This window comes from Alkalibacterium sp. m-11, assembly GCF_054658155.1.
Genome location: NZ_BAAGIR010000205.1, coordinates 1 through 2,606 on the forward strand (window position 1 = coordinate 1; position 2,606 = coordinate 2,606).

At 35.9% G+C, this 2,606-nt stretch carries 3 protein-coding genes; 1 reads left to right on the forward strand and 2 read right to left on the reverse strand.

Going from position 1 to position 2,606, the window contains the following annotated elements:
• Positions 1 to 336: 336 nt before the first annotated feature.
• Entirely contained in the window at positions 337 to 1,002 is a 666-nt protein-coding gene (locus ACYQ2O_RS11640) for a hypothetical protein (RefSeq protein ID WP_346023964.1), read from the reverse strand.
• On the reverse strand, positions 999 to 1,838 hold the full coding sequence (locus ACYQ2O_RS11645) for a TnsA endonuclease N-terminal domain-containing protein (protein WP_344909446.1): 840 nt from the start codon (positions 1,836 to 1,838) through the stop codon (positions 999 to 1,001). Before ACYQ2O_RS11645 ends, ACYQ2O_RS11640 begins: the two co-directional genes overlap by 4 nt.
• Positions 1,839 to 2,184: 346 nt before the next feature.
• On the opposite strand from ACYQ2O_RS11645, the gene ACYQ2O_RS11650 reads away from it, so the two are divergent.
• Complete coding sequence (locus ACYQ2O_RS11650) at positions 2,185 to 2,442, forward strand: hypothetical protein (RefSeq protein WP_346023965.1); 258 nt, start codon at positions 2,185 to 2,187, stop codon at positions 2,440 to 2,442.
• Positions 2,443 to 2,606 lie beyond the last annotated feature (164 nt).

Below are 2,606 nucleotides of genomic sequence, written 5' to 3' on the forward strand. Positions count from 1 at the left end.
TTTCTAGACCATCAAACCAAAACCTGTTTGACGAGATAAATCCAATAGTGCTGTAAAAACCAATCAATTGTATGCTCATTTAAGAGCTATTCCCCCAATTATTCCTTGGAGTTTCCTAGTTCACTCAGTTAATATACTTGATTGCAATCTGTATGTTACAGTGGGAAAACTAAGTAGGCTTTCTACCGTGATGGTACCGAAACTAGAATAATTAGTACCCCCGCGACATCATTTCCTGTTTACGCTTTTCCATAGTGGAGCCTGATTCTTTACGTGCCATCCTTCGTAAAATTCTCGGAACGACTAAATATCTTTTTTTGGGTCTTCTTCGTACTTTTACGAAACTGAATAGCGATCAGAATAGAAGTCACGTAGCATAAAATTATAAACATCTTTTAAAGAGTAGTTATTCTTTTTCCTGTAGTACTTATTGATAACGTGTTCAATTTGAACCTTTACTTCTTCTGTAATGTTAATACCGGTTTGATATTCATTATTTATATTTATTCTTCTAGGACGACCAACCTTTGCATTTGTTAGAGCTTTTGCTCTCCCTTTACCACCTGAACTAGAGTAGTCAGGTAACATGGCGTTTTTGGTCATGCCACGCTGCCAATAGCGAGTTAGTAGCTTTTTAACCTTTGTCTTGCCCAAGTTGCTCTCTTGAACGATTTCACGAATCTTGCTTTCTCTTCCTTGTTTTTGGAGCAAATCTGGCATATTGGGGACACAGTATTTTTGTATATTTCCCCAATCTTCTTCGCGCTTACGAATCTGCACTTCTGTTAAATCAGCTTCGGAAATCACTTTTGCATAAGGATCACTAATCGCTAACAGTTCACCTTGCTTGATATCTGTGGTTAGACTAGAGTATAGCTCTTTACGTGGCATAGCACTGCTCGTGTCAATATTTACTATATAGACATGCGGTTCTTCCATATCTATTACCCGAATTCTTTTTGAATCTGTTACATATTGAAATACCTGATTAATATAAATCATCCGTATTTCACCTTCTCCAATTTACTTTCATCAATATACTTAATATCAATTGATTGCTCTAAATCAATTGCCTTGTACATATCTGTAACCATTATTTTTTTAGCAAGCAAATGATAAAACAACGTGACACCACTTCCAAAAGGCAAGTGTGTATCTGCATCAAACTCACTAGTGATTTCTCGGATACTTCGTGAACTATTCAACAAACGATTCATAAGAGACATTGATAAATCCTCTATATGTTGGTTAGCCATTTCTCGATATACATCATAGCTCCGAATATCAAAATAATCATGGATATAACTAATATTTCTAGCCACGATCTTATCAATTTCTTCCTCTGTTACAATACCCCAACTAATGCCTTTACGCTCCCAGTATTCACGTTCAATTTCGAATTTCTCTAACACACGTTCTTCTAATAGCTTGTCTTTCATTTTGATAGTATGAGCGACTTCAAATACACCTTCTCCCTTATCAACTGTTAATAAAAAGTCCGTTGTCATAACAATTGGATCGCCTGTTTTTGGATCAGCTGGGTGTTTTATTCCAAGCGCTTCCGCAATGACAATCGTCTCTTCTTGTGGTAATAAAGGAAATTGTTCACGAATATCTAAGACAACATCGGAAAATTCAGTCAAATAAAAGTAATTTCGTTCCAAATCCGATAAAAACTCATGTTGTCTACCGGCTTTTGTACCTTTTAATCTCGTTGACCGACCTAATGAGGAAACATCTTGAACTTTTAGCCAAGGCTGATAATCTGCCCCACTGCCAGTTCCTCTACCTTCTTTAATCCACTTATCGACTTTAGATGTTCTTTTTCGTTTCGCCACAAAAACACCCCTTTAGACAATCATATCCAAAGGGGTGAAACTTCGCAACTTTTTTATAAACATCGTGACTTTGTTTTAAACATCGCATCTTTTTTGCAAACGTCGCGACTTTATTTTAAACTTACAGAAGATCACACTCGCCCTTGACAGACCGACTACATATGCAGGGGCATAACCACGACAAACACACCAAACTATACAGAAAAAGTTCTTTAACAACCAAATAACTGGAAGATCCTAGTCATTCAAAAGAAGTGAAAAGCTTCAAGATTAAAGAAGCCGACACCACTTCCCAAAACTTCCAGAAAAAGTTGTTAAAGCAAAAATAAAAAAGGAAGTGTAGAAAATGGAAATTACAATCGAAGTTTATAAAGCACTTGAAGGGTTATATGTTAATCAAATTGTATCTAATAAATATGAACTAGAAGCACACGAAAGAAAAAATGTAAGAGAAAAAAATGCACAATTTGCAGAACGACTAGACGAACTAAAAGTATCATGGACAATTCAAAACCAAGTAGCCTATGCAGGCACAAAATCAGAGAATTGGGAAAGATACAATCGAGATGTGATAAACGAAGTTATTGAGAAATACAATAATTAAAAGGAGTAGATACCATAAGATAGGTTATAAATTAAAATTAAAAAAAGCTTCGGCTACGCCTTCGCCCTTTTGGGATAGTGCGTAGCCATTACTTTTTCAGTTCTGAATTATCGTAGACGATACCGTGAATACTCTTATAGTAAACAGGAACCATCTCATTTCCA